Source organism: Pseudoduganella aquatica, assembly GCF_009857595.1.
Taxonomy (GTDB): Bacteria; Pseudomonadota; Gammaproteobacteria; order Burkholderiales; family Burkholderiaceae_D; genus Rugamonas; species Rugamonas aquatica_A.
In genome coordinates this window covers 328,893-355,596 of the sequence record NZ_WWCU01000002.1, presented here as the reverse complement: position 1 = coordinate 355,596, position 26,704 = coordinate 328,893, and the positions used below count along the sequence as shown (strand labels likewise).

At 68.1% G+C, this 26,704-nt stretch carries 19 protein-coding genes; 6 read left to right on the top strand and 13 right to left on the bottom strand.

What is annotated here, in order from left to right; all coding sequences use genetic code 11:
* Nucleotides 1-117 precede the first annotated feature (117 nt).
* Nucleotides 118-945 carry an EAL domain-containing protein gene (locus tag GTP77_RS03430; RefSeq protein ID WP_161070752.1) on the bottom strand — a complete coding sequence of 276 codons (828 nt, stop codon included), beginning with the start codon at nt 943-945 and terminating at the stop codon, nt 118-120.
* Between the two features lie 224 nt (nt 946-1,169).
* Between GTP77_RS03430 and GTP77_RS31010 the strand changes: the two genes are divergently transcribed.
* The gene (locus GTP77_RS31010; protein ID WP_308807686.1) at nt 1,170-1,499 is read left to right on the top strand and encodes a class II glutamine amidotransferase; all 330 of its coding nucleotides are present in this window, start codon (nt 1,170-1,172) and stop codon (nt 1,497-1,499) included.
* Nucleotides 1,445-1,993: a class II glutamine amidotransferase gene (locus tag GTP77_RS31005; protein WP_371869315.1), complete on the top strand. Its 549-nt coding sequence runs from the start codon at nt 1,445-1,447 to the stop codon at nt 1,991-1,993. Before GTP77_RS31010 ends, GTP77_RS31005 begins: the two co-directional genes overlap by 55 nt.
* A gap of 10 nt (nt 1,994-2,003) precedes the next feature.
* On the opposite strand, the gene GTP77_RS03420 is transcribed toward GTP77_RS31005, so the two are convergent.
* Both GTP77_RS03420 and GTP77_RS03415 read right to left on the bottom strand, forming a co-directional pair.
* Complete coding sequence (locus GTP77_RS03420) at nt 2,004-2,594, bottom strand: putative 2OG-Fe(II) oxygenase (protein ID WP_161070751.1); 591 nt, start codon at nt 2,592-2,594, stop codon at nt 2,004-2,006.
* Nucleotides 2,595-2,614: 20 nt separating this feature from the next.
* Nucleotides 2,615-3,085, bottom strand: coding sequence for a GNAT family N-acetyltransferase (locus GTP77_RS03415; protein ID WP_229202073.1), 471 nt, complete (start codon nt 3,083-3,085; stop codon nt 2,615-2,617).
* 243 nt (nt 3,086-3,328) lie between these two features.
* On the opposite strand from GTP77_RS03415, the gene GTP77_RS03410 reads away from it, so the two are divergent.
* Together GTP77_RS03410 and GTP77_RS03405 are read left to right on the top strand one after the other, a co-directional pair.
* Entirely contained in the window at nt 3,329-4,366 is a 1,038-nt protein-coding gene (locus tag GTP77_RS03410; RefSeq protein WP_161070749.1) for a sulfate ABC transporter substrate-binding protein, read from the top strand.
* A 205-nt stretch (nt 4,367-4,571) separates the two neighbouring features.
* Nucleotides 4,572-5,444, top strand: coding sequence for a serine hydrolase (locus tag GTP77_RS03405; protein ID WP_161070748.1), 873 nt, complete (start codon nt 4,572-4,574; stop codon nt 5,442-5,444).
* 5 nt (nt 5,445-5,449) lie between these two features.
* Here the strand turns inward: GTP77_RS03405 and recD are convergent, their stop codons facing one another.
* Genes recD through recC form a run of 3 tightly spaced genes read right to left on the bottom strand, consistent with a single transcriptional unit; the run spans nt 5,450 to nt 14,621 of the window.
* Nucleotides 5,450-7,426, bottom strand: a complete 1,977-nt coding sequence (recD, locus tag GTP77_RS03400) for an exodeoxyribonuclease V subunit alpha (RefSeq protein WP_161070747.1) — start codon at nt 7,424-7,426, stop codon at nt 5,450-5,452.
* Nucleotides 7,423-11,142: an exodeoxyribonuclease V subunit beta gene (recB, locus tag GTP77_RS03395; protein ID WP_161070746.1), complete on the bottom strand. Its 3,720-nt coding sequence runs from the start codon at nt 11,140-11,142 to the stop codon at nt 7,423-7,425. The genes recD and recB overlap by 4 nt, the downstream gene beginning before the upstream one ends.
* Nucleotides 11,139-14,621: an exodeoxyribonuclease V subunit gamma gene (gene recC / locus GTP77_RS03390; RefSeq protein WP_161070745.1), complete on the bottom strand. Its 3,483-nt coding sequence runs from the start codon at nt 14,619-14,621 to the stop codon at nt 11,139-11,141. The genes recB and recC overlap by 4 nt, the downstream gene beginning before the upstream one ends.
* Before the next feature lie 146 nt (nt 14,622-14,767).
* Here recC and GTP77_RS03385 point away from each other — a divergent pair, with 146 nt between their 5' ends.
* Nucleotides 14,768-16,141, top strand: coding sequence for an MFS transporter (locus GTP77_RS03385; RefSeq protein WP_161070744.1), 1,374 nt, complete (start codon nt 14,768-14,770; stop codon nt 16,139-16,141).
* 34 nt (nt 16,142-16,175) lie between these two features.
* Here the strand turns inward: GTP77_RS03385 and paoC are convergent, their stop codons facing one another.
* From paoC to GTP77_RS03350, 7 genes are all read right to left on the bottom strand, one after another.
* Complete coding sequence (gene paoC, locus GTP77_RS03380) at nt 16,176-18,386, bottom strand: aldehyde oxidoreductase molybdenum-binding subunit PaoC (RefSeq protein WP_161070743.1); 2,211 nt, start codon at nt 18,384-18,386, stop codon at nt 16,176-16,178.
* A gap of 4 nt (nt 18,387-18,390) precedes the next feature.
* Nucleotides 18,391-19,344 carry an FAD binding domain-containing protein gene (locus GTP77_RS03375; protein ID WP_161070742.1) on the bottom strand — a complete coding sequence of 318 codons (954 nt, stop codon included), beginning with the start codon at nt 19,342-19,344 and terminating at the stop codon, nt 18,391-18,393.
* Nucleotides 19,341-20,000, bottom strand: a complete 660-nt coding sequence (gene paoA, locus GTP77_RS03370; protein WP_161070741.1) for an aldehyde dehydrogenase iron-sulfur subunit PaoA — start codon at nt 19,998-20,000, stop codon at nt 19,341-19,343. Before paoA ends, GTP77_RS03375 begins: the two co-directional genes overlap by 4 nt.
* An 87-nt stretch (nt 20,001-20,087) precedes the next feature.
* Complete coding sequence (locus tag GTP77_RS03365; RefSeq protein ID WP_161070740.1) at nt 20,088-20,549, bottom strand: GyrI-like domain-containing protein; 462 nt, start codon at nt 20,547-20,549, stop codon at nt 20,088-20,090.
* 49 nt (nt 20,550-20,598) lie between these two features.
* The gene (locus tag GTP77_RS03360) at nt 20,599-21,159 is read right to left on the bottom strand and encodes a dihydrofolate reductase family protein (RefSeq protein ID WP_229202056.1); all 561 of its coding nucleotides are present in this window, start codon (nt 21,157-21,159) and stop codon (nt 20,599-20,601) included.
* A gap of 15 nt (nt 21,160-21,174) precedes the next feature.
* Nucleotides 21,175-21,573 (bottom strand): VOC family protein, encoded by a 399-nt coding sequence (locus GTP77_RS03355; protein WP_161070739.1) that lies wholly within the window; start codon nt 21,571-21,573, stop codon nt 21,175-21,177.
* Between the two features lie 114 nt (nt 21,574-21,687).
* Nucleotides 21,688-24,789 (bottom strand): CHASE domain-containing hybrid sensor histidine kinase/response regulator family protein, encoded by a 3,102-nt coding sequence (locus GTP77_RS03350; protein WP_161070738.1) that lies wholly within the window; start codon nt 24,787-24,789, stop codon nt 21,688-21,690.
* 247 nt (nt 24,790-25,036) lie between these two features.
* Between GTP77_RS03350 and GTP77_RS03345 the strand changes: the two genes are divergently transcribed.
* Nucleotides 25,037-26,668 carry a CehA/McbA family metallohydrolase gene (locus tag GTP77_RS03345; protein WP_229202055.1) on the top strand — a complete coding sequence of 544 codons (1,632 nt, stop codon included), beginning with the start codon at nt 25,037-25,039 and terminating at the stop codon, nt 26,666-26,668.
* The last annotated feature ends 36 nt before the right edge of the window (nt 26,669-26,704 follow it).

The window sequence follows — 26,704 nt, the reverse complement described above, 5'->3', positions numbered from 1 at the left end:
TATAGCGTATAGCAGAGGGAGTTGAGAAACCTCTTTAAGTATGCGCTGCAGGTTTAAGAAAAATTTAAGCGGCGGCGTGGCATGGCGGGTTACGGCGCCCTGCGCCTAACCCGCCATTCAAGCGGCGGCGGCCAGCGTCTCCCCTGCATGCAGCAGCGCCGTGCGCGGCACGTCCAGCAGGAAGCCCTGGGCCAGCAGCGCCTGCCCCGATGCGGCGCCGATGCGCTGCAGCGCCTGCAGCGCTTCCAGTGTCTCCATCCGCTTGAACACCACCCGCGTCCCAGCCTGCGCGGCGCGCTCCAGCAAGCCCGCCAGGCCCGCTTCGTCCGCCAAGCCGCGCGCGTCCAGCCGCATCACGTCCGGCCGCACCCGCTCCAGCAGATGCAGCCCCTCGCGCGCGCTGGCGGCGTTGACCGCGAAGCGGAAACCGTTGCGGCGGTAGTTGTCCGCCACATAGCTCAGCAGCCAGCCCTGCTGCGCCGTCACCGTCGGCAGCAGCAGCACGATGCGCCCTATCGGCAGGTCCAGCGCGTCCAGGATGCGCTGGAAGGCGTAGCCGTGATTGCTGCTGACCGCGCTCAGCAGCCTGTCGTGCACGTTCAGATACAGGTCCGCTCCGGCATTGTCGTCCTGGCGGAAGAAGTTAATCGCATGCAGCATGCGGCACAGGCGGTCCAGCTCCACGGACTCGTCGTCGCTGGCCGCATGGTCCAGCAAGCGCCACAGCGACAAGCCCTCGTCCGCCGCCGACACGCTGCGCGCCAGCCCCTCGTAAGCCACCACCCCGCCCCGTGCCAGTTCGCGCACAGGCTGGAAGGCGCTGGTCATGGTGCAATTGAAAAAGCGGCCCTGGGCGCGGCCGTCCGCGTCCAGCCAGATGCTGGTGGTAGTGCTGTCCTGGCCGGACAGGCGCGCCAGGTATTGCTTTAGTACGGGGTAAGTCATGCGGTGCTCCAATTGCTGATATGCCGCCAGGTTAGCCGAGCGCCGTCCGCGCCAGAAGGAATGGTTTCGCCATTCCATATGCGGAATACGCATGAAACAGGCATTTCAAGCCGCGTATATGCATATGCTGAAACATTCGTTCCCGGCCCTATGGCGCGCCGGTATCGTAAGCCCATCAGCAACTACCGCCCACCAGCGCCGCCGCCATGTGCCAGCTACTCGGAATGAACAGCAGCAAACCCGCCGACCTGCGCTTCTCCTTTGCCGGCTTTGCCGAACGGGGCGGCCGCACCGGCGAGCACAAGGACGGCTGGGGCATCGCCTTCCACACGCGGCGCGGCTGCCGTTTGTACACCGAGGAACGCGCCACCATCGAATCGCCGCTGGCCGAGCGCATCAAGCGCCGCCGCATCAAGGCCAGCAACGTGGTGGCCCACATCCGCAAGGCCACGCAGGGCCGCGTGGCGCTGGAGAACAGCCACCCGTTCACACGCGAGCTGTGGGGGCGGACGGGGACGCCGAGTCCTGGTCCTTCGCGCACAACGGCGACCTGAAAAGCTTTTCCCCCGACGCCGGCGCCTACACGCCCGAAGGCGACACCGACAGCGAACGCGCCTTCTGCCATTTGATGTCCGGCCTGGCCGACCGCTTCCGCAGCGCGCCCAGCCGGCGTGCGCTATATGTGGCGGTGCATGAACTGAGCGCCGAGATCGCCGTGCACGGCAGCTTCAACTTCCTGCTGTCCAACGGCGAAACGCTGTTCGCGCACTGCTCCACCCGCCTGCACTACGTGGCGCGCGCCTACCCCTTTTCGGTGACCAGCCTGGTGGACTGCGAGCGCAGCATAGACTTCCGCAACCACCACGGCCTGGACGACCGCATGGCCGTGATCGCCACCGAGCCGCTCACGTCCAATGAAAGCTGGGTGGCCTTCGTACCGGGCGAATTGAAAATGTTCGTGGATGGAAAAGTGCTGGACGGCGCGGCGCTGAGCGCACGCGGCAGCCGGAGCGAAGCCGGCGCGGGCCGGCCCTGCGCCCTGTGCTGACAGCGAACGGCTAGGCGGCGACAGCGTTGATGCCGATGGTCACGCGCGGCGCGCCGCCCGCGTGCGGTTCCAGCTGCTGTTCCAGCCAGTTCGGAAACACCAGCAACTGCCCCGCGCTCGGCTGCGCCGCCGTAAGGCCGCCGCCGTTGACGCCCCGCCCCGCGACCTGTCCCAGCGCCACCGCCGGGCGCGGATCGCGGAACAGCAGCGGGCCGCACTGCGGCGGCGCCTGCAGATAAAAGCATCCGCTCAGCAAACGGTTGGCATGCACATGCGGCATATTGAAGCTGCCCTGCTCATGCACCTCCAGCCAGCCCTCCATGCGGAAGCGCACCGCGCCCGGCAGCTGCATCTCCTGCAAAGCCTGGCCGAAGCAGGCCTGCGCCGCCTCGTGCAGCGGCGCGAACGCCGCCTGCTCGAACAGGCTGGCACTGCTGTTCCATCCCCTGCGCATGCTGCCGCCGGCAGGCTGCGGCTGCGCCGCGCGCCATTGCTGCACCGCGTTCAGCCACACGGGGAAATGCGGCTGCAAAAAACTCAAATCGAAAGACCACAGCGTGGTGGGGAAAATGTCCTGGCGGGAGACAGCGATATCGGTCATGGGGATGGTCGATGGCGGCCTCAGGCCGAATTGCAGTTGCAGAAGCGCTTGCGCTGGCTGGTGTCGGGCGCCGCGCCGCGGTCGAGCTGCTTCCAGAAGAAGATGGTGTCCACGCCATACGGCGAACGGACGTGGCCGGAGCGCACATAGCCCTGGCTGGCGAAGAATTCCTCGCCGGTGGCCGTGCTGTGCAGCTGCACCGCCTTCACGCCCCAGTTGCAGGCGGTCTCCTCCACCTTGGCCAACATGGCCTTGCCGGCGCCCAGGCCGCGCGCCTCCGGCAGCAGGTAGCACAGCGCCAGCTTGCCGGCGCCGGTCAGCAGCGACACGCCGATCACGGCGCCGTCCTTCAGCGCCACCAGCGAATAATTGGTGGGGGATTCGAACCAGCTTGCCACGGTCTGCGGTGTCTTGTTGCCCAGCCATGCGCCCAGGATGGCAGGGTCGTCCTTATGGTCGGCCACGCAGCACTCGGTGATGGAACGGCGCAGCACTGTGCACGCTGCAAAAGCGTCCTCCGGTGCAGCAATACGAATTTCAAGACTCATGTGTGTTCAAAAAAATTACCCGCCCGGCGGCGTCACAGCCCGACTATACACCAGCGCCGGAAAAACCGTCGGGCCGGTGGCAAGACCGCCAGGCAGCGCTTATAGTCTAAGCATATTACAAACAATTCGTATCTTTTCGGGCAGAAATTATAGACCATGCATATATGTTTTTTACGAAAGCAAACCATGTCTAAGAAAAATTCCGTATTTAGCGCAAGTAATTTACAACGCCGCAGCCTGCTGGCCGCCATCGCCGTCGCCGCCACGCTGCCGCTGGGCGGCAACGCCTGGGCCGCCGACCCGGTGCTGCTGAACGTCTCCTACGACGTGATGCGCGAAGTGTTCAAGGATATCAACCCGGCCTTCATCGCCGACTACAAGCAGAAGACCGGCGCCACGGTGACGGTGAACCAGTCGCACGGCGGCTCGTCCAAGCAGGCCCGCGCCGTGGCCGACGGCCTGGAAGCGTCGGTGGTGACCATGAACCAGGCCAACGACGTGGACCTGCTGGCCGACCGCGGCCTGGTGGCCGCCGACTGGAAAGCCAAATTCCCGCACGGCGCCGCGCCGTTCTACTCCACCGTGGTCTACCTGGTGCGCAAGGGCAATCCCAAGCAGATCAAGGACTGGACCGACCTGGCCAAGCCGGACGTGAAAGTGGTGATCCCGAATCCCAAGACCTCCGGCAACGGCCGCTACACCTACCTGGCCGCGTGGGGCTCGGTGCTGAAAAAAGGCGGCACCGAAGCGCAGGCGCGCGAGCTGGTAGGCAAGATCTTCAAGAACGTGCCGGTGATGGACACCGGCGGCCGCGCCGCCACCACCACCTTCACCCAGCGCCAGATCGGCGACGTGCTGGTGACGTTTGAAAACGAAGTGCAGCTGGTGCGCACCGAGTTCGGCGACAACTTCGAAGTGGTGTATCCGGCCGTCTCCATCCTGGCCGAATCGCCGGTGGCGGTGGTGGACAAGGTGGTCGACAAGCGCGGCCTGCGCAAGGAAGCGACCGCCTACCTGAACTTCCTGTACTCGGACGCCGGCCAGGAAATCCTGGCCAAGCACTACCTGCGCCCGACCTCGGAAGCGGTGGCCAAGAAATACGCCGCCACCTTCAAGCCAATTACCCTGCTGAGCGTGGACACGGTGTTCGGCGGCTGGCGCGCCGCCCAGAAGAAGCACTTTGACGACGGCGGCGAATTCGACAAGATTTTCGCCACCAAGTAAGCCCCAGCGAACATTTTCGCCACACCCCGGCCCCGCAGAGCCTCTGCGGGGCTTTTTTTCGTCCCGCGCCTGCGGCCGGGGCTGGTTTCAATAGACGAGTTAGTCGATTTCCTGTATTGTCGATCTTGGGAAAACGTTGCCGCACAGATAGAAAACTTCTGTCCCGCCGTCCCCGCCCGAATACCCTCTTTCCGAAGACAAAAACATGATCAAGAAAACAGTAGTTGCCCTGCTGATGTCCTTGAGCGCCGCCGCTATGGCGATGCCGCTCGGCTCGCAGTCGGTGCTGGTGGTCGAAGACGACACCGGCAAAATCCTGGTTGAAAAGAACGCCAACGCGGTGGTGCCGATCGCGTCGCTGACCAAGCTGATGACCGCCATGGTGGTGCTGGACGCCAAGCAGAACATGGACGAGGAAATCGAGATCGACAAGGTCGACGTCGACACGCTCAAGCACAGCACCTCGCGCGTGCCGGTGGGCGCCACCATCTCGCGCGGCGACGTGCTGCAGCTCGCGCTGATGTCCTCGGACAACCGCGCCGCCGCCTCGCTGGGCCGCACCTATCCGGGCGGCATGCCGGCCTTCAAGGCCGCCGTGAACGCCAAGATCCGCGCGCTGGGCATGACCCAGACCGTGATCGAGGAGCCGACCGGCCTGTCGCCCAACAATAAATCGACCGCCGCCGACCTGGTGAAGATGGCCGCCGCCGCCGCCCGCTACGAAGACATCCGCCGCATCACCACGGACAAGAAGGACGTCATCAAGATCAAGGGCCGCCAGGTGGAGTACCACAACACCAACCGCCTGGTGGGGGCCAAGGGCTGGGACATCGGCATGTCCAAGACCGGCTACACCGAAGAAGCGGGCCGCTGCCTGATCATGCGCATCACCTCGGCCGGCAAGAACGCCACCGTCGTGCTGCTCAACGCCAAGGCCAACTCGGCCCGCCTGATGGACGCCTTCAACATCCGCCGCTTCATCTCCGGCGGCGAGGAAGAAAAACCGCGCGTCATGCGCGCTTCCAGCCGCAAGAAGGCGCCGGTGGCCAAGAGCCCGCGCCGCCGCCGCGCGTCCTGATAGCCTTATTCGCTGATCAGCGTACGCAGGCCGCTCGCGCGCTGCGTACGCTGGGCGATGGCGCTGTCCAGCACCGCCGCCGACGGCGTGCATAAAGTGAAGTGTTCCTTGGCGCGCGTGATGCCGGTGTAGACCAGCTCGCGCGCCAGCACCGCGCCTCCTTCGCGCGGCAGCGCCACCACCGTGTGCGCAAACTCCGACCCCTGCGATTTGTGCACCGTCATGGCGAACGCCGTTTCGACCTGGCGCAGCCGCGTGGCCAGTACGCTGCGGATGCTGGCGCCCTCGCTGAAATACACGCGCAGCGAGCCGGCCCGCGCCGGATCGGGCAGGGTCAGGCCGATATCGCCGTTGAACACGCCGGTGCCGTAGTCGTTGCGCGTGACCATGACCGGCCGCCCCACATACCACTCGCCGCGCTTGCGCAGCAGCCCCGCCGCCTCCAGCCGCTGTTCGATGGCCTCGTTCAGCCCCGTCACGCCCCACTCCCCCTCGCGCACCGCGCACAGGATGCGGAACGCTTCGAAGCTGCGCAGCACCTGCAGCACCCAGGCGTCATGCTCTTCGCCGCCGATGTCGGCGCCCGCGCCGGCCCTGGCTATCATGCGCAGGTAGTCCTGGTAGCCGGCCAGCGCCAGCTGCAACACGTCCTGCTGCTGCGCCGGATCGATCCAGGACAGCTTGCCGCCGCTGTCCGAAGCCAGCGCTGCGCGCGCGGCCGCCGCGTCGCCGGCGTTGACGGCCAGCGCCAGCTGCCCGATAGGCCCGCCGAAGCGGCGGCTCTCGCGCAGCATCACGGTCTGTTGCGCCAGCGGACCGGCCGCGCCCTGGAAGCCGGGCGGGATCTCCTGCCCCGTGGCGGCGCGGATGTAGTCCACCGTGGCGGCGCTGTAGCCCCCGGCCTGCGCGTCGTGGCACAAGTCGCCGAGCACCGCGCCGGCTTCCACCGACGCCAGCTGGTCCTTGTCGCCCAGCAGTATCAGGCGCGCGTTGGGCGGCAGCGCGTCCAGCAGCGCCGCCATCATCTCCAGGTGCACCATGGACGCCTCGTCGACGATCAGCACGTCCACGTCCAGCGGATTGCCCCGGTGGTGGACAAAGCTGCGCGTGTCCGGGCGCGCGCCCAGCAGGCTATGCAGGGTGCGCGCCGCGCCCATGCGGGCCGCCAGTTCCGGCAGCCGCAGTTCGGGCACGCGTCCGGCCAGTTCCTCCAGCGCGTTGTCGATCGACTGCTTGAGCCGCGCCGCCGCCTTGCCGGTGGGCGCGGCCAGCGCAATGCGCACGCCGCCCGCCGAGCTGCCCAGGTCCGCCCCGCTGGCGCCGCCCGCCGTGGCGAACAGCAGCGCCAGCAGGCGCGCCACGGTGTAGGTCTTGCCGGTGCCCGGCCCGCCGGTGATGATGCCCAGGTTGCTGCGCAGGGCCGCCGCGCAGGCGATCTTCTGCCAGTCCGGCCCGCCCTCGCGCGGCGCGTGGTGGAACAGCGTGTCCAGCCAGTGGCGCACGCGGCCAACGTCCACCAGGCGCGGCGCGGCGGCGCGCTCGCGCACGGCGCGCGCCACGGTGGTCTCGTCGCGCCAGTAGCGGCGCAGGTAGAGGCGCTCGCCGTCCAGCACCAGCGGCTGCTGGAAATCCAGGTCCTGCACCGGCCACACCTGGTCGCACTGGTACAGCATGGCGTTCCACGCGGCGACGGACTTGGGCAGCGGCCCGGCGCTGGTGCGCAAAGCGCTCCAGTCCTCTTCGCTCCAGCCCAGCAGCGCGCGCGGGTCGCCGGCCAGCTCGGACAGCAGCAAACAGCTGTGGCCCCGCCCTTCCAGCTCGGACAGCAGCACGCAGGCCAGCATCAGCGGCGGCGAGCCGTGGCCCAGCGAGGCGATAAAGCGCGCGAACGCGCCGCTCAGGCGGCGCAGCTGCCCCGCTTCGGTCAGCGCGTCGATCCGGGCCAGCAGCGCGGCGCAGTGGGTGTCGTCGGTGGTGTTCAAACTGTGGTGCCTCGCTCAGTCTCGCTCAATAATTCGTCCAGCCCGTCCAGCAGTTCCGGAGCCGGCTCCAGCAGGTAGCAGCCGCGCGTGTGGACATTGCCTATGCCGCGCAGGAAGAAGAAGACCGCGCCGCCAAGGTGCTGCGCGGGATCATAGTCGCCGCCCATGCGGTTGCGCAGCAGCCGGTGCAGCGCCTGCATATAGATCGCGCCCTGGATGTCGTAGCGGTGCTCGGCCATGCCGGCCGCCAGCGCCTGCGTGTGGTAGGCAGCGTCGCCCGCGCCCAGCGCGTTCGATTTGTAGTCCAGCACCCAGTAGCGGCCTTCGTGCTCGAACACCAGGTCGGTAAAGCCTTTCAGCATGCCGTGCAGCTGGCGCTCGGGCAGCAAGGGCCGCGCCACGCCTTGCAGCAGGTGGCGGCGGCACAGGCGGTCCAGCGCGCCGGTGCTCAGGCGCTCGCTGGGGAACCAGAATTCCATCTCCGGCAGCACCCCGTCCAGTTCGGACAGCGACGCCCCCAGCTGCGGCAGCGGCGTGGTGGCGATGGCGCGCAGCCAGGCCAGCGTGTCGTCCTGGCGGTTGGACCAGCCTGCGCGCTCGATGCGGCGCAGCAGGCGGGTGTCGAAGTGCGCATCGTGCACCTCGCCGAAGCCTTCCTGCCCCATCCACTCCAGCTGCTCGTGCAGGAAATTGCCCGGCACCGAGCCGCGCGGGAAGCGGTGCCAGGGGGCGTCCTCCGGACGGATGGCAGGCGCGGCCTCCAGCCCTTCCAGCAGCTTTTCCTCCACCGCGCTGCGCGGCACATGGCGGCTGCCGGGCTGGCTGGCCACGGCGCCCGCCGCCGGGCCGGGCACAGCACCGCCGCCGTAGGCCGGGGCGTTGCCGCGCCGCGCCAGCGAGGTAAAGCTGCCCACCGACCAGTCGCGCTCGAAGTCGCCTTCGAAGCGCTGCGCGTCCACCAGTTGCGGGCGCTGCTCCACGCGGTTCAGCACCGTCAACGCGCCCGCCTGCTCCAGCGCGCGCACCGAGATGGCCGCGCAGCCGCCTTTCACCTGCTCCCAGCGCGCCAGCAGTTCCGCGCCCGGCAGCGGCTCGCCGCCGGTGAGCAGATAGCCCAGCGCCGAGTCATGCAGCGCGCTGGCGCCGCGCGCGGCCACGCCCAGCCACAGGAAATGGCGCGGACGCGTCAGCGCCACGTACAGCAGGCGCAAGTCTTCCTCCAGGCGCGCCGCCTCGGCCGCCTCCAGCGCCTCTTCCGACAGCGACATGTCTATCCTGCGCCTGCCGTCCTCGCCGGTGTATTCGAAGAAGCTGCGGTTGCGCCGGTCCACCTTGCGCGCCGTGGTGGCGAACGGCAGGTACACCAGCGGATACTCCAGGCCCTTGGACTTGTGCACCGTCACCACCTGCACCAGTTCCGCGTCGCTTTCCAGCCGCAGCACGCGCTCGTCGCCGCCCTCGCCGCCGCCTTCCACCTGCTCGGCCAGCCAGCGTATCAGCGCCTGCTCGCCGTCCAGCTGGCGGCTGGCCGACTGCAGCAGCTCGGCCAGGTGCAGCAGATTGGTCAGCCTGCGCTCGCCGCCCGCCTGCGCCAGCAAGGCCGCCGGCAGATTCAGTTCGTGGATGAAGCGCCGCAGCATGGCCAGCACGCCCTGGCGCTGCCAGATAATATGCAGCGCCTTGAGCTGCTCCACGCGCTGCTCCCACGCCAGTTCGTCCGCCGAAAGGCGCGCCAGCTCGGCCAGCGGCAGGCCCGCCGTGCGGGTGGCGAAAGCGGCCCGCGCCAGCGCGCCGTCCAGCGGATTGGCCAGCGCCGATAGCCAGCGCAACACGTCGGCCGCCTCCTCGCTCTCCAGCACCGAGTCCTTGTCCGACAAATAAACGCTGATGACCTTGCGCCTTTGCAGCGCGCGCCGTATCGCCGCCGCCTCCTTCCCGTCCCGCACCAGCACCGCGATATCCGCCGGCTGCAGGCGTTTGAAGCCATCCGGCCCCTCGAAACCCGCCTGCGGGTCGTTCAGCATGGCCGTGATGTGCTCGGCGCAGTGCCAGGCGAAGAACTCGCGGTAGCCGTCCGCCTTCATGTCGTCGGCCTGGCTGCAGCTCACCATCAGCGCTTCCAGTTGCCCATGCGCGCCCACCAGGCGCTCCTTGCGGCCGTTCGCGCCCACCGCGTCGAAAGGCAGCGGATTGGCGCCGTCCGGCTTGCGGAAGCGGAACGCGCCGCGCGGCTGGCCTTCGCCCGGCGCCGCGCCTTCCGCGTACAGGAACACCTGGTTGACCGCCGCCACCAGCGCCTCCGTGGAACGGAAGTTGGTGCCCAGCTGGTAGTGCCGCCCCTCCGTGACGCGCCGCGCCGACAGGTAGCTGTGGATGTCCGCGCCGCGGAAGCCGTAGATGGACTGCTTGGGATCGCCGATCATGAACAGCCCCGTCTCCGGCGCGTTGTCGGCCACGCGGTACAGCTGGTCGAAAATCTGGTACTGGATGGGCGCGGTATCCTGGAACTCGTCCACCATGGCCACCGGATACTGCTCGGTGATGCGCTTGCGCAGCGCGGCGCCGTTCTCGCCCAGCAGCGCCGCGCGCAGGCGCTCCAGCATGTCGGCAAAGCCGAACTGGCGCGTGCGCCGCTTCAGCTCCGCCATGCGGCGCGCAATGGCCGCCGCCGCGTGGCGGTACAGCGGATGCTCCAGCGGCTCGATGGCTTTCAGGCCTTCGGCCAGCAGCGCGGTGGCCTCGAAGTCGTCCGGGATGGACGGGCTGTAGCCTTTGGCGCAGGCGTCTGCGATGCCGTCCGGCGTGAGGCGGCGCCAGGCCGTGTCCGAAATATCGGGGAAGACCATGTAGTCGTCCTGCGCCCAGGCGCGCAGGCCGTCGAACCATTTGACCAGCGATTCCGGCTTCATCTTCACGCCGTTGAAGCACTTGGGCGCGGCGCCGCGCTGCTGCGCTATCCACTGCTCCATGCGGTTGGCGCGCTCGCTCCAGCCGTCCTTCAGCTCCAGCAGCTGCGAACGCTGGGTGCGCAGCACGCGGGCGATCAGCGCGTCCAGCGCCTCGTCCGCCGGCGCGCCGCCCTCGCCCGCCTCGGCGATGAATTCGCTGCGGCGCGACAGCTCGCGCACGCTGCGCTTGAGCGCTTCCACGTCCGTCCAGCAGCGCAGCAACTGGCCCAGCGCGGCCTCCTTCAGCGGATACACATGCTGGCGCCAATAGTCGTGCGCCGCGTCCTCGAACAGCGCGCCCTCGTCGCCCACCAATTCCTCGTCGAACAGGCTGCCGCTGTCGAAAGCGTGCTCGCGCAGCATGCGCTGGCACCAGGCGTCAATCGTGAAGATGGCCGCTTCGTCCATCGTTTCCGCCGCCAGCATGAGCCGGTGCGCGGCCTGCTGCTGTTCCGCGTGCGAAGGGTAGGACTCCAGCAGCGCGTCCAGGTAGCCGTCCTGCTTGCCGGACTGGCCCCGGAAATACGCGGCCGCCTCGATCAGGCGTTCGCGCACGCGGTTGGACAGCTCGCGCGTGGCGGCGCGGGTGAAGGTCATCACCAGGATGTCGGCCGGCAGCAGCGGGCGGCCGTAGGCCTGCTCGCCGCCGTGGCCCAGCACCAGGCGCACATACAGCGCGGCGATGGTCCAGGTTTTGCCGGTGCCGGCGCTGGCCTCGATCAGGCGCGAGCCGCGCAGCGGAAAGGTCAGTGGTGCGAGCAAGCTCATTGTTCGTCCTCGCCTGCGATGGGCGTAATCGTTATCTGGCCGGCGATCCAGTCCGCCAGCGGGCCATACAGTTCCTGCGCCACGTCGGTCCATTCCGGCTCGGCGGCCAGGGCGGCGAAGTCCGGCCACAGGCGGGCCAGGCACAAGTCCTCGTTCTCGCCGCTGACTTCAAAGCCGCCGTCGTAGGTGGCGCGCGGATCGCCGCCCTGCACCAGCGCAAGGCCGGTCTTGCAGGCGGTGGGCAGCGGACGGTTCATGCCGTCGCGCCAGATCGCCACCAGCCGCTCCAGCGCGTCGCGCGCGGGCTGCAGTTCCAGCGGCGCCATTTTCACGATCACGTCGCGCGCCACCAGGTAGCCGGTGACGGACTCGCCCTGCGCCGCCGCAGCGAGCTGGCGCAGCCACATGGCGATCAGCTTGTCGCCCCGGCCCTTGTATTCTTCGCGGGATTTACTGGCCGCCTTGGACGACATCTGCGCCAGCCAGACCTTTTCGGCGCCGTTGCTGCGCAGCTGGTCCACCCAGTCTTCCAAAGGCACGCCGCCGAACGCCAGGCTGACCGGCAGCTTGGGCGCGGGCAGCGGGTAGCGCGCGCACAGCTGCAGCCAGGCGGTGCGCACCGGCACCAGCGCCTCCACAAGTTTCAGCTGCTCCTGCTTGCCGATCAGGCCTATCGGCAGGCGGCCTTCGCGGCCAAGCTGCTCGGCGCGCTCGGTGAGGTTGGCGCGCACGTCGGCCATCGGTTCGGGTTCGCCGCTGTCGTCCAGCATCATGTCTTCCAGCTGGTAGCGCTGCAGGGCGTTCAGCGCGAACGGCTCCTCGTCCTCGCCCACCACGGCCGCTTCCGCGAACATCACGCCCAGGCGCTGGCGGAAGAAGTAGCGCACCGGCTGGCGCATGAAGCTGGCCAGCTGGTTCAGGCGCAGGCGGAAGTTCGGGTCCAGCTCGTAGGGCGGGAGGACGGCGGATGGCGGGGCCGCAGCTTGGCCGGCATCGGCGGCATTGTCGGCATTGTCGGCCGCGTGCGCCTTGCGCCATTCGCCCGCATAGGTCAGCAGGCCGCCCGCTTCGAAGTAGCGGCGGCTGAAGGGCTGCAGCGCGTGTTCGGTCGTGCGCCTGGCCAGATCCACCTGCCAGCCCGCCTTCAGATAGTCGCACAGCTGCGCCACCAGCACGGACGGCGGCTGTTCGCTGTTGTCGCGCACGTGGCGGCCCACCCAGCTGATATACAGCTTGTCGCGCGCCGCCAGTACGGCTTCCAGCATCAGGTAGCGGTCGTCGTCGCGGCGCGAGCGGTCGCCGGGGCGGGCCATGCCGGGCAGCGCCAGCAGGTCGAAGTCGGCCTTGCGGGCGCGGCGCGGGAAGTCGCCGTCATTCATGCCCAGCAGGCAAACCACGCGGAACGGCACCGCGCGCATCGGCATCAGCGTGCAGAAGGTCACGCCGCCCGACACGAACTGGTGGTCCAGCGTGGGCTCGTCCAGCGCGCCCAGCCAGGACTCGCGCAGCACCGCCAGCGGCACGGCCTCGTCGAAGCCCGCGCCTTCGCAGGTTTCCAGCCAGTGGTTCAGCGTGTCGTCCAGCAGCGCCAGCGTGAGGCGGTCGCCCTCCTCGCGCGCGTCGAAGAAGGCAGCCAGCAGCGCGCGCGCCTGCACGCCCCACTCGGCCGGGGAGCGCGGCTGCGCCAGCAGGGCGCGCCAGTGCAGCAGCGCCTCCACCAGCTGCGCCAGCGATCCGGCCAGCGCCGCATCCAGCCCGCCCACTTCGCCGTAGGATTCTATGCCGCCGAAAGCGGTGTCGCGGCCGCTGGCATAGCCCAGCAGCATGCGCCGCACGCCGAAGATCCAGGCGTTCTGCTCGCCGGCCGGGGCCAGGCCGAGGCCGGAGCGGTGCTGCTGGTCCAGCCCCCAGCGCACGCCCGCGCCTTCTATCCACAGGCCCAGCGTGGGCAGGTCGTCCTCCGACAGGCCGAAGCGCGCCGCCAGCGCGGGCACGTCCAGCAGGTCGCGCACCTCGCTCTGGCGGCAGCGCTGCTGCGGCAGGCGCAGCAGCCACTCCAGCGCCACCAGCAGCGGGTTGACGCTGCGGTCGTTCACGTCGCCGATTTCAAACGGGATGTAGCGCGGGTCGCTGCGCCGGTGCTGCGCGAAGACGGCGTGGATGGCGGCGCTGAAGACGTCGATGTCCGGCACCATCACCACTACGTCGCGCGGGCGCAGCGGGCGGTCCGTGTGCTCGGCGGCGGCGAACATGGCCAGCAACTGGTCGTGCAGCACCTCCACCTCGCGCTGCACGCTGTGCGCCACGTGCAGCTCGATGGAGCGGTCGCTGTCCGGCGGCGACGGATAATGGTGGTCGGACAGCGGCAGCAGGTCGCGCACGGCGGCCTGCATCTGCGCCAGCATGGTGTCGCCTTCGCCGTCGCTGAACAGGTCCACGCGCAGCGGCGCCACGGCGCCCCTATCTTCATCCTTGCCCTGCTCCTGCGCCAGCTGCGCGGCCTCGTTCGCGGCCACGTCGAATTCGTCCAGCATGCGCACGAAGTCGCGCCCCTGGCGGCCCCAGCTCGCCAGCAGCGGATGGCTGTGCGCGTGCAGTTCCTCCAGCGGTATCAAGCCCAGGTCCACGCCGTTGCGCAGCTGCTGGCGGCGGTGCGCGCTGCGCAGCAGGTCGCGTCCTTCGATAATGTCGCCCCAGTAGAACTGGCAGGGATTGGGCACGGCCAGCACCACCTGCGTGTAGCGCGCCAGCGAGGCCAGCGCCTGCAAGGTCTGGTAAGGCAGCGCGGACACGCCGAACAGCACGATGCGGCGCGGCAGCTTGCCCTGCGGCGCGGCGCCGCTGGCAGCGGCCGCCACGAATTCGGTGTGCACGTCGGCGCGGCCCAGGGCGCGCTCCTGTTCCGGCACGCTGGCGATCACCGCGCGCCACAGCGCGCCCTGCCACCGCTGGTCCGGCGCCAGCGCCACGCTCTCGCCGCGCGCGTTGCGCAGCGCGTCGCGCCCGGCGGCCCAGTCGGTGAGCCAGTCGGCGCGGTAGACCTGGTACTGGTCGAACAAGTCGGCCAGGCGTTCGGCCAGCTGCAGGCGGCGCTCGGGGTCGCCGTCGCCCAGGAAATGGCGCAGCGGCGCGAACAACTCGTCAGACAAGAGCGTGGGCAGCAAGCGCATCAGCCGCCACGTGAGCGGGCCTTTATCGAAGGCGGAGATGCGCGGCACGCGCTCTCGCCCCAGCATGCCGCGATAAGTTTCCCACAGGAATCGCGCCGGCAGCGCCACGCGGTTGGCCGCGCACACGCCCATTTCCTCGGCCAGCGCGATCTTGAGCCACTCGGCCACGCCGTTCGACTGCACCAGGAAAATGTCCGATTCCAGGGGCGCCAGCGGGTGCTGGCGCAGCCACTGGAACACCGCCGCGCGCAGCAGTTCCATCTGGTTGCCGTGCAGAATCAACAGGCCGGGGGTGATGCTTGAATCCATATAGTCAGCAGGGAGGCGCACTCGGGATGCCATTATCGCTCCAGCAAGCAATAATGCGCCAGCGCCGCCGCACGGTTTCGCAAATTAGTTGTACGATGTCCGACGTCTGAGATATCATGGCTCCACGCTTTCGCTTGGAGACTCGAATGACACCGCAACACGCCGCGCCCGCCAGGGCCACCAAAGTCCGCTGGATGATACTGGCCATCCTCTTCCTCGTTACCACCATCAACTACGCCGACCGCGCCACCATCGCGATCGCCGGACCCGAGCTGAAAAAGCTGCTGGGGCTGACGCCGGTGCAGATGGGCTTCGTCTTCTCGGCCTTCGCCTGGTCCTATGTGCTGGCGCAGCTGCCCGGCGGCTGGCTGCTGGACCGCTTCGGCTCCAAAGTCACCTATTTCTTCAGCATTTTCCTGTGGTCGGCCTTCACCATGATGATGGGCGGCGTGGGCTTCTTCACCGGCGCGGCCGCCGTCGCCGTGCTGTTCTCGCTGCGCCTGCTGATCGGCGTGGCCGAAGCGCCCTCCTTCCCCGGCAACAGCCGGCTGGCCTCGGCCTGGTTCCCGACCAGCGAGCGCGGCACGGCCGCCGCCATCTTCAACTCGGCGCAGTATTTCGCCACCGTGCTGTTTGCGCCGCTGATGGGCTGGCTGGTGCACTCGCTGGGCTGGCAAAGCGTGTTCTACGTCATGGGCGGGCTGGGCATCCTGGTGTCGCTGCTGTGGCTGAAGACGGTCTACGGCCCCAAGGACCATCCGCGCATCAACGCCGCCGAGCTGGCATACATCAAGGCCGGCGGCGCGCTGGTGGACCTGGAAAGCAAGGACAAGGCCGCCGCCACGCAGAAACTGGACACCTGGTCCTGCATCCGCCAGCTGCTGGCCAACCGCATGCTGCTGGGCGTCTACATCGGCCAGTACTGCATCAACACGCTGACCTATTTCTTCCTGACCTGGTTCCCGGTCTACCTCGTCACCGAACGTCACATGACCATCCTGAAAGCCGGCTTCGTGGCCGCGCTGCCGGCCGTGGCGGGCTTCCTCGGCGGCGTGCTGGGCGGCGTGATCTCGGACCGCATGATCAAGTCCGGCCGCTCGCTGTCGGTGGCGCGCAAGACGCCCATCGTGGGCGGCATGCTGCTGGCCATGTCCATGATCGTCTGCAACTACGTGGAGGCCGACTGGGTGGTGGTGATGGTGATGTCGCTGGCCTTCTTCGGCAAGGGCATCGGCGCGCTGGGCTGGGCCGTGGTGGCCGACACCTCGCCCAAGGAAGCGGGCGGCATGAGCGGCGCGCTGTTCAACACCTTCGGCAACACGGCCGGCATCACCACGCCCATCGTGATCGGCTACATCCTGCAGGCCACCGGCTCCTTCGCCGGCGCCCTGGTGTTCGTGGGCGCCAACGCGGCGGTCGCCATCCTGTGCTACGTGCTGATGGTGGGCGAGATCAAGCGCTTCGAATTCACCACCCCGGTGATGCGCGACCTCGATCCGGCCCCGCCCCTGGCCGCATAGCCAAGCCGCAGCCGGGGCCGCGCCAGGTGTCACATCAGGCGTAGCGCGGCATCCCGGCCAGCAGCTTGTCCAGGGTGACGGGATAGTCCCGCACCCGCACCCCGGTGGCGTTGTAGATGGCGTTGGCCACCGCCGCCGCCACGCCGCAAATCCCCAGCTCGCCCACGCCCTTGGCCTTCATCGGCGAGGAAACGGGGTCGGTCTCGTCGAGGAAAATCACCTCCTGGTGCGGAATGTCGGCATGCACCGGCACCTCGTAGCCGGCCAGGTCGTGGTTGACGAAGAAGCCGCCGCGCTTGTCCACCACCAGGTGCTCCATCAGCGCCGCGCCCACGCCCATGGTCATGGCGCCTATCACCTGGCTGCGCGCCGACTTGGGATTGAGGATGCGGCCCGCCGCGCACACGGCCAGCATGCGCCGCACGCGCGTTTCGCCGGTGGCCGCGTCCACGCCCACCTCCACAAAATGCGCGCCAAAGGTCGACTGCTGGAATTCCATGTCCAGCTTGCCGAACTCGATGGCGTCTTCGGCCGTGATCTCGCCCGCTTCGGCTGCCTTGGCCAGCGGCGTGGCGCTGCCGCCCGCGCTCACCTGCCCGTCCGCGAACACCGCCTGGTCGGGCGGATAGCCCAGCCTGCGCGCCACTTCCTCGCGCAGCTTGACGCAGGCCGCGTACACGCCCGAGGTGGAGCTGTTGCCGCCCCATTGCCCGCCGGAGCCGGCCGACACGGGAAAGTCCGAGTCGCCCAGCCGCACCGCCACGCTGGCCAGCGGCACGCCCAGCATTTCAGCGGCGGTCTGCGCGATGATGGTGTAGCTGCCGGTGCCGATGTCGGTCATGTCGGTTTCCACCGTCACGCTGCCGTCGCGCTCCAGCCGCACGCGCGCGGCGGACTTCATCACCAGGTTGTTGCGGAACGCCGCCGCCACGCCCATGCCCACCAGCCAGCGCCCGTCGCGCACGCTGGCCGGCTGAGGATTGCGCGCGCTCCAGCCGAAGCGCTCGGCGCCGCCGCGCAGGCAGTCGATCAGCCGCCGCTGCGAGAACGGCCGGCCCGGCTTTTCCGGGTCCACCTTGGTGTCGTTCAGGATGCGGAAGCGCACCGGATCCATTTGCAGCTTCTCCGCCATCTCGTCCATGGCGATCTCCAGCGCCATCAGGCCGGGCGCCTCGCCGGGCGCGCGCATGGCGTTCCCCTCGGGCAGGTCCAGCACGGCCAGCCGGGTCTTCGTCATGCGGTCCGCGCCCGCGTACAGCAAGCGGGTTTGCTGCACCGCCGTCTCCGGCTTGCCGCCCGGCAGATCGCCCGACCAGGACTCGTGCCCGATGGCGCTGATCTTGCCGTCGCGCGTGGCGCCGATGCGGATGCGCTGTATGGTGGCGGGCCGGTGGGTGGTGTTGTTCATCATGAGCGGGCGCGCCAGCGCCACCTTGACCGGCCGCCGCACCGCCCGCGCGCCCAGCGCGGCCAGCAGCGCCTCCGAACGCACGAACAGCTTGCCGCCGAAGCCGCCGCCGATATAGGGCGACACCACGCGCACCTTGTCCTTGGGGATGCCCAGCGTTTTGGCAATGTCGCCGCGCCCCCAGTCCACCATCTGGTTGGCGGTCCACACGGTAAGCCGGTCCCCTTTCCACGCCGCCATCGAGGCGTGCGGCTCCATCATGGCGTGGGACTGGTCAGGCGTGGTGTACTGCGCGTCCAGCTTGACCGGGGCGGCCGCGTAGCCTGCCTCGAAATTGCCGGCCTTCGAGTCCGGCGGCGCATCGCCCTGCTCGGGCTTGGGCACCTTGGCCTTGTCCTTGGCGAGCGCCAGGTCATAGGCACCCTTCTGCCGGACGTATTTCACCTTGATCAGCTGCGCGCCGGCACGGGCCTGCTCGAAGGTCTCGGCCACCACCAGCGCGATGGCCTGGTGGTAGTGGTCGATTTCCGGGCCGCCCAGCAGCTTGGCGGTATTGAACTTGCCCTTGCCCAGCTTGCCCGCGCTGGCGGCGGTGACCACGGCCAGCACGCCGGGCGCGCGCCGCGCCGCGCTCACGTCCATGGCCGCGATGCGGCCTTTGGCGATGCCCGCGCCCAGCACATGGCCGTAGACGGCGTCCGGCGCGGCGCCGTGCTGTTCGTAGGCGTAGGGCGCGGCGCCGCAGGTCTTGAGCGGGCCGTCGATACGGTCGGTGGCGCGGCCGACCACCTTGAGCTGGTCGATGGGATTGGTGGTGGCGGGAGTGGTGAATTTCATCGCATCAGCCTTTCTTCGCTTCGTCCAGCACGGACGCCAGGGTGCGCTGCACCAGCAGGATCTTGAACGCGTTGTCCGGCGTGGTGCGGGCGCCCGCCAGCAGTTGCGTGGCCACCGGCTCCGCGCCGCGCGCCAGTTGCTGCTCGGCGGCCTCGATGCGCCACGGCTTGTGCGCCACCCCGCCCAGCGCCACCCGCCCGCTGCCGTCCGGCTGGACGATTGCGGCCACGGAAACCAGCGCGAAGGCATAGGAAGACCGGTCGCGCACCTTGCGGTAGACATGCTTGCCGCCCACAGGCTTGGGCAGGGTGACGCCGGTAATCAGTTCGCCGGGCTCCAGCGCCGTTTCCAGGTGCGGCGTATTGCCCGGCAGCCGGTGCAGCGACACAATGGGGATGGTGCGCGCGGCGCCGTCCGGTTTTACCGTTTCCACCTCCGCGTCCAGCAGGCGCATGGCTACGGCCATGTCGCTGGGGTGGGTGGCGATGCAGGCGTCGCTGCCGCCCACCACCGCATGCTGGCGGCTGTAGCCGCCGATGGCCGCGCAGCCGCTGCCGGGCTGGCGCTTGTTGCAGGGCTGGTTGGTGTCGTAAAAATACGGGCAGCGCGTGCGCTGGAGCAGATTGCCCGCCGTCGTGGCGCGGTTGCGCAACTGCATGGAGGCGCCGGCCAGCAGCGCGCGCGACAGCACGGCATAATCCTGCCGCACGCGCTGGTCCGAGGCCAGGTCGGTGTTGCGCACCAGCGCGCCGATGCGCAGGCCGCCTTGCGGCGTGGGCTCGATCTTGTCCAGCGCCAGGCCGTTCACGTCGATCAGATGCTGCGGCGTTTCGATTTCCAGCTTCATCAGGTCCAGCAGATTGGTGCCCCCGGCAATAAAGCGGCTGCCCGGCGCGCGGAAGGCCGCTGCCGCCGCCTCGGCCGGGGACTGCGCGCGCTGATAGGTAAATGCCCTCATGCCGCCCTCCCCGCCGCGCCGCCCACTTCGGTGATCGCGTCCACAATGTTGGAATAAGCGCCGCAGCGGCAGATATTGCCGCTCATACGCTCGCGGATTTCCTCCACGCTCAGCAACGGCCTGGCGGCCAGGTCCTGCGTAACGTGGCTGGGCTTGCCCTGGCGGATCTCGTCCAGCACCGCCACGGCCGAACAGATCTGGCCGGGGGTACAGTAGCCGCACTGGTAGCCGTCGTGCTTGATGAAAGCGGCCTGCATGGGGTGCAGCTTGTCCGGCGTGCCCAGGCCTTCGATGGTGGTGATCTGCGCGCCCTCGTGCATGACCGCCAGGGTCAGGCAGGAATTGATGCGGCGGCCATCCAGCAGCACCGTGCAGGCGCCGCATTGGCCGTGGTCGCAGCCCTTCTTGGTGCCGGTCAGGCGCAGGTGCTCGCGCAAGGCGTCCAACAGCGATGTGCGCGCATCCAGGCTGAGTTCCTGGCGGACGCCGTTCACGGTGAACGCGCAGCGCACCGGCGGCAGGCCGGGGGACGGCGCGCCGTCCTGCGCATGTGCTTGCGCCAACGCCACCGGCGGCATGGCCGCCGCCGTGGCGGACAGCGCCCCTGCAATCAACAAGTCACGGCGGGAAATTTTGGTGCCAGGCAAGTCTTCCATGGTGCGCTTCCTCCGGGCTGGTGAAGCGAACCATTCTAGGACAACTGCCGCAGACCTCTTGCACTGTTGCCTATCGACAGTAGCCGACTACTCCAGCGGCTGCGTCAGCTGCGTGCGCCACTCCTGCGGCGGCGCGCCGGTTTCCGGGCCAAGCACATAGGTCTCCACCAGATCCACCTTGGTGCGGTGGCCGGCGTCGGCAATTTGTTGGATAAAAGTGCCCCAGGCCTCGCCCAGGCCTTCATAAGCACCCTGATAAACAGTCTGCGCGGCGCGCATGGCCGGGATGGTGCCGGATTTGACGCGCCCCTGTTCCTTCACGGCGGCAGCCACCGGCAGGCAGATATCGAAATCAAAGGTATCGGTCGGGCGCCGGGAATGGTGCGTGAACCAGGGACCGGTGGGCGCCACGCCCTGCTCCTGCAGCGCCGCAAACAGCTCCTGTATCCCCGGCCCCATCACCGTCTGGATCTGCGTGGCGGGCACGGTGATATGGATGCAAGCAACAGCCTGCGCCGGCAAATCAACGATCTTGAACGTTTCAAGCATGGTGCGGCCTCCGGTGGGTGGATAGGCTTGCAATCATAGCAAACCCCTGTCAGCGCGCGCGCCGGTAATGCATGGCGACCGCGCCGTTGCGGAGCGGCTGCGCCGAGATCAACTCGAGCCGCCGTGTGCCGGGCAGTCCGCTCCCGTACAGGGTCGGGCCGTGGCCGGCGATCCTGGGGTGCACGAGGAATTTGTACTCGTCGATCAGGTCCAGCCGGTCGAGCTCGGCCGCGAGCTTGCCGCTGCCGAGGAGTACGCCGTCCCGGGTGGCGTCCTTGAGCTTATGTATGCTCGCGCGCAGGTCGCCGGCGATGTGGTGGGTGTTGGTCCACGTGAAGCCGGTTCGCGCCGAGGACACCACGTACTTCGGCTTGGCCTCCAGCTTGACCGCCCACTCGCGCATCGCCGGCGGCGCCTCCGCAGCGCCGCGGGCGACAGTTGGCCAGTAGCTCTCCATCATCTCGTAGGTCGTACGGCCCCACAGCATCGCCCCGTGCTCGTCCATGAGGCGGGTGAAGAAGGCGTGCGTCTCGTCGTCGGCGATGCCCTCCTGGTGGTCGATGCAGCCGTCCAGGGTGACATTGATACTGAAGGTCAAGAGTCCCATCATGTCCTCCGTTCGGGGTCAGGCCTCCGGCGCCATCCAGACCAGGTTCCACAGGTGGCCGTCTATGTCCTCGAAGCCCTGGTCGTACATGAAGCCGTGGTCCTCCGGCGGGTGCGGCGTGCGGCCGCCGGCGGCGACGGCCTTGGCGATGAGGCTGTCAACTTCCTCCCGGCTTTCGCAGCTCAGGCAGATGACGACTTCATTGGCGTCCTTCGCCTGCACGACTGGCTTGTTGATCAGGGACTGGAAGAAAGGCTCGGCCGTCAGCATGGCCTGGATGGTGTCGCCGGCGATGTTCATGAATGCCGCGTTCTCGCCGCTAAACCGGTCGCTGAAAGTAAAGCCGAGCGAGGAAAAGAAGGCTTTGGACTTATCCAGGTCCTTCACCGGCAAGTTGAGGATGATCTGATTCTTCATGGCGTTTCCTTGGTCAAAGTGGTATGGGCAAACGGTGCTTCATCCCTACGACGGACGGCTGCGCACAAAATCGACACGCTTCGAAAAATATTTCCCCCTCCGTCCACTTTTCTCCTAGCCCGCCGCGTGGGCGGTCAGCTCCTGGGCGATATGGCCCTGCAGCACGTCCAGCAGCGGCTGCATCTGGTCCACGATGTGCCGGGCCTGGGCCGGCGCGGCGTCCGGCGACAGGTGTTCCAGGGCCAGGCACAGCTCGGCGAAGCTCATGGCGCCGACGGCGCGGGCGGAGGACTTGATGCGGTGGCCCAGCTCGGCCAGGCGCGCCATGTCCTCGTCGGCCATGGCCTGGTTCACTTCCACCATGCCGTCGCGCGCGGCGTCCAGGAACATCAGCGCGTACTTGCGCATCTTGTCGTGCTTGTTGCCGAAGGTTTGCGCCAGCGCGCCGATGTCGAACAGCTCGCCGCCGGCCTGCGGCGCAGGGACCGCAACGCTGACGGGCTCGTCGGCAACCGCGTCCGCCGGGCTCTCCGGCAGCGGCGTCTCGATCCCGGCGGCGGCGGACACGGCCGGCCGGCTGTCCTTGCGCGGCGGCCGCGTGCCCTCGCCGGCGCGCTGCACCATCCAGCGCGACAGCACCATGAACAGCAGGTTAGGCGCGATCGGCTTGGTGATGAACTCGTCCATGCCGGCGGCGATGCAGCGGGCCTGGTCGTCGCGTCCGGCGTTGGCCGTCATGGCGATCACCAGCGTGCCGGCCAGCTTGGGGTGCGAGCGGATCAATCGCGTGGCCTCGTAGCCGTCCATCACCGGCATCTGCACGTCCATCAGCACGCAGTCGAAATGCTCCTTGAGCAGCAGGTCGATGGCTTCCTTGCCGTTGTTGGCGATGCACACGGTGGCGCCCGCGTCCTCGAGCAGCTCCTGCCCCACCTGCTGGCTGAAAATATTGTCCTCCACCAGCAGGATGTTGGCGCCCTGGATGGTGGCCATCACGTCCGCCTGCAGCGTTTCGCTGTGGCGCTGCTCCAGGAAATTGGTGCCCTTGGCCAGCCGCGCGGTGAACCAGAACGTGCTGCCGTGCCCGCGCAGGCTGTCCACGCCCACGGTGCCGCCCATCAGTTCGGCCAGCTGCTTGCTGATCACCAGCCCCAGCCCGGTGCCGCCGTATTTGCGCGTGGTGGACGTGTCGGCCTGGTGGAAGGACTGGAACAGCTTATCGATCTGCTCCCGGCTCATGCCTATGCCCTGGTCCTGCACCTCGAAACGCACCACGGTGTGGGTGTCGCGGTCCTCCACCGGCCGCGCGCGGATGTAGATCTTGCCGTTCTCCGAGAACTTGATGGCGTTGCTGGTGAAATTGAGCAGCACCTGTTCCAGCCGCAGCGGGTCGCCGCGCAGCTGGTGCTCCAGGCCCGGCCAGATCTCGAACACCAGCTCCAGCTCCTTGCGCGCGGCGCTCTCGCCCAGCTGGCTGGACACATTGGCCAGCAAGGTCTCCAGCGCGAAGTCCAGCACTTCCAGCTCCAGCTTGCCCGCCTCGATCTTGGAAAAATCCAGGATGTCGTTGATGATGCCCAGCAGGTGCTGGCCGGAATGGTAGATCTTCTGCAGGTAGTCGCGCTGCTTGGGGTGGGTGACCGATTTCAGCGCCAGGTGCGCCATGCCGATAATGCTGTTCATCGGCGTGCGGATCTCGTGGCTCATATTCGACAGGAAGTCGCTCTTGGCCTGGTTGGCGGCCTGCGCCTGTTCCTTCAGGTTGTGCAGCTCGGTGATGTCGGTGGCCAGGCCGATCACGGCCGCAACGTCGCCATCGATATGCACCGGCGCCTTCACGGTCCACAGGTGCTGCACGGCGCCGTCGCGCCCCACATAGCGCTCCTCGCCGGCGCGCTTGATGCCGTCCAGGAAGACCTGGCGCTCCTCCTTCCAGGCCGCGTCCGCCTCTGCCGGCGGCATCAGTTCGCGGTCGCTCTTGCCGATGATCTCCTCCACCGGCATGCCCATCGCCTCGGCGGTCTTGGCGTTGACGTAGATATAGCGGCGCTGCTGGTCCTTCATGAAGACGCGGGCGTCCACGTTGTTGAGCACGCTGTCCAGCAGCAGGCGCTGCTCGATCGCGCTGCGGCGCGAGAAATACAGGGTCAGCAGGTAGCCGTAGATCAGCATGGTGACGATAAAACCGGTGGCCAGCGCGATCCACGGGAAATAGGCGTCCAGCCCGGTGTGCATGTCCGCGCGCTTGACGCGGAACAGCGCCTTCCACAGCGTGCCGTTGAAGTCGATCGGCAGCACCGTTTCCATGTATTCGTCGGGATTGGCCGGGGCCACCGGCACCGCCTCGATGGAGCCGTTGTCGTTGTACAGCAGGCGGTCGGTCTTTTCTATGGTCAGGCGGCGCTTTTCCACATCGGTGGAGCTGTCCGCGTACAGCAGCATGTGCACCTCGCGGATCGCCATTTCGTCGATCGCGCCCTGCACCAGCTTGGCTACCGAAAAGCCGATGCCGACCGAACCGATATAGGCGGCGCGGCGGCTGGCCACGTCGTGTATCGGCATGCCGCGCTTGTACACCGGCAGGCGCATGCCCAGGCCAATGTGCGGCACCGGTTTTTTCACCACCACCGGCTGGCCGGAGGCGCTGATCTGGCCGGTGTCGCGCGACAGCTCCATGGCGCGCGCAATGGCCGGGTTGACGCCGATGTCCACGCCGAAGCGCTCCATCACCATCTCCATCGGCTCCAGGTAGAGCAACACGGTGTACTGGTCGCGCCGGCCGGGCGGCTTGATGTCGAACTTGGGATAGCCGCCCGCATGCAGGCTGCGGTCGTTGCGCACCGCGGCCACAAAGGCGTCGCGGTCGGCGTCGCGCACCGGCACGGCGTAGTTGAGCGCTTCGATGGCAGGAAAATGCTGCGGCAGGTTCAGCGTGGACACGTACTCGTGGAACTGCTGGCGGCTGAGCGAGTCGCTGGTCTGGAACAGGGCCACCAGGCTGCGCACCACGTCCGAGTAGGATTTCACGCGCGCGGAAATGCTGTACTGGGTGCTGCGCGCCAGGTTGTCGAAGCGCTGGCGGTCGTCTTCCTCCACCGCGCGCGCCGCGTTCGCGTACAGCACCATGCCCACCGACAATGCCAGCGACAGGCCTATGCCCCAGAGCACAGTCCTTATATTAATCAGGCTTTTGAGCAGGGCACCCAGTTTACGCATTCACGGCCACTTCGTTCCAGTTGTTTTGCATTAAAGCAGCATACTATCAAACAGCATTTTTCAACCAGCGTTAACTGGCCATACCTGAGCCTAGCGAAACGCAAGCGATGAAGAAAGGTGAACGATTTCACAAGCTCCCGCTCTAACCATGTTGAGCAGGAGGGAAATCATGTTCATTTGTTCACGGCCAGCCACAGGGACGTTCATCATGGTAGCCGCTGCCAGCCTAGTCTGGGGCGGCGCTTGCATGGCCGCAGAGCGGGAGCACCGGGAATTCGAGGCGGAGCTGGCCGCGCCGGCCCGGCTGGCCAGCGCCGCAGCGGCGGACGGCGCGCGCGGGCAAGGCCTCATCGGCATGCACTTTTCACTGCCTGGCGCTGGCGCGCGGCGGGTTGCCTGGCAGCTGGAGCTGCGCAGTCCCGGCGGTGCAACCGTGCGGCGCTGGCGTGGTGCGGCAGCCACGCGGGCCGGCGTGGCCGACGCCACCGTGGTCTGCTGCGGCCCGATTTCCGGTGCGGCTGCGGCCGCTGGCAGGGCGGCAAATTCCCTGCCCGACGGCGTCTATCAATTGCGCATGCGCGCCGAAGCCGGCGCCGGCAGGGCGCGCGAAGTCATCCGGCAGCAGTGGGATGTCGCCATGGGCGCGCCAACCCCGCTGGCGCTGGCGCAGTTCAGTCCGCTGCCCACGGCGCGCACCGCCCGCAGCCCGGCCGCCGCGCCGGCAGCGGGCGCCCTTCCCTACACCGTCTACTACGGCAACCTGCACAGCCAGACCAGCCACAGCGACGGCGGAGGCGCACTCGACCACTGCACCGGCGCGCAGGAGCCGCAAAGCGCGCCCTTCGGCCCGGAAGACGCTTTCGACTACGCCCGCCGCCACGGCCTGGACTTCCTGATGGCGTCCGAGCACAACCACATGTACGACGGCTCCGACGGCAGCAATCCATCCGCCGACCCGGATCAGGCCAGGGGCCTGTACCACGGCGGACTTGTGGCGGCCGCCGCCTACACGGCCGCGCACCCGGAGTTTCTGGCCATCTACGGCATGGAATGGGGTGTGATCAGCGGCGGCGGCCACCTGAACATCCTGAACAGCCCCGAGCTGCTGGGCTGGGAGCGCAACGCCGGCGGCGAGCTGCTGGCCGACATCGCCACCGCCAAGGGCAACTACGGCGCGCTCTACACCCTGATGCGCGAGCGCGGCTGGCTGGGCCAGTTCAACCATCCGAAAGAAAGCCAGTTCCGCGCCGTCGGCCAGCCCCTGGGCTACACCGAGGACGGCGACGCCGCCATGGCGCTGTGCGAGGTCATGAACAGCAACGCCTTTTCCGTCAATACGGACGAAACCGAGAACCGCCGCAGCAACTACGAGCCAGCCTGCCAGCGGCTGCTGGAAGCGGGCTACCACCTGGCCTTCGCCAGCAACCAGGACAACCACTGCGCCAACTGGGGCATGTCCTACACCAACCGCACGGCGGTGCTGCTGCCGGAAAACACCGCGCTGTCGTCCGCCGCCTTGCTGGACGCCATCCGCGCCCGGCGCGTCTTCGCCACCATGGACAAGCAGGCCCAGATCGTCCTCACCGCCAACGGCCGCCTGATGGGCGAGCGCTTCAGCAACAGCGGCCCGCTGACGCTGGACGTGCGCCACGCCAGCGCCACCGGCAGACAAGTAGCCGCGCTGGCCATCATATCGGGCGTGCCCGGCAAGCGCGGCTCCACCACCCAGCTGCCCCTCGCCGGCGCAGCCTCCGGCGGCGGCATCACCCTCACCCCGGAGCCGGGCGAGCACTACTACTACGCCCGCATCACCCAGGACGACGGCACCCTGCTCTGGTCCGCCCCGGTCTGGGTCAGCCAGCAGCCCGCTCCGCCATAAGCCAGCCGTCCCCAGGCATGCCACAATAGGCGGACC